Source organism: Rhodoglobus galactosidasius, assembly GCF_054957775.1.
Window position 1 is genome coordinate 1 of the sequence record NZ_JBQIAV010000026.1, and the last position, 685, is coordinate 685.

General features: G+C 58.1%; 1 protein-coding gene. It reads left to right on the forward strand.

Translation table 11 applies throughout. The annotated features are described in order from the left end of the window. Positions 1 to 221: 221 nt before the first annotated feature. The coding region (locus ACTJJW_RS14745) for an N-acetyltransferase family protein (RefSeq protein ID WP_462645916.1) at positions 222 to 685 on the forward strand (464 nt) is incomplete at its 3' end.

Sequence of the window (685 nt, forward strand, 5' to 3'; positions counted from 1 at the left end):
CTAACAGCAAAACTGCCCGGGACTTCCGCACCTTTGGGGTGACAAGAACAAACTTTACGTGCACCAACCCCCACCAACCAAACCCTCCCCCATCCCGGGCGTGTCGAGCATGCACCCCCAACAAAACACTGGGCAGCACACGATCTGACAGCGGCTAGGGATACGTCATCACGGTGCAACCCCCGAAGCGCGAATCAGTCGAGCTGCGACAAGATGGTTCTATGTCCAGTTTCACCACACGCGCAGCGCGCCTCGATGATGCTCAGGAACTTGCAGCCGTGCACACTCAGTCGTGGAAAGAGACCTATGTCGGACTGTTCCCCCCACAGGCGTGGAGCAACGAAGCTCGACTTCGTCGCCTAGAGATGTGGAACGAGCTTCTTACCGATAGAAACCTGACCACGGTCGTGGCAGAAGTCGAGTCGCGGATAGTCGGATTCGCCCATGCGGAATATAATCGCGATGAACCCCTGCTTCCCGCGGAAGAGCTGAAGATGATCTACGTGTTGGCCGAAGCGCAAGGTGCCGGAGCGGGCCAGGCACTTATCGACTCCGCACGGTCACGTCCCGCCGAGTGGTGTGATTTCTCATCTCCGTGCGGGTCAGTGGTTTTAGCTTACGCGGCGGTGAGTTCGGGGATGAGGTTCACCTCCTCGATGGTTTCGATGGCGACGTTCATGGCCTT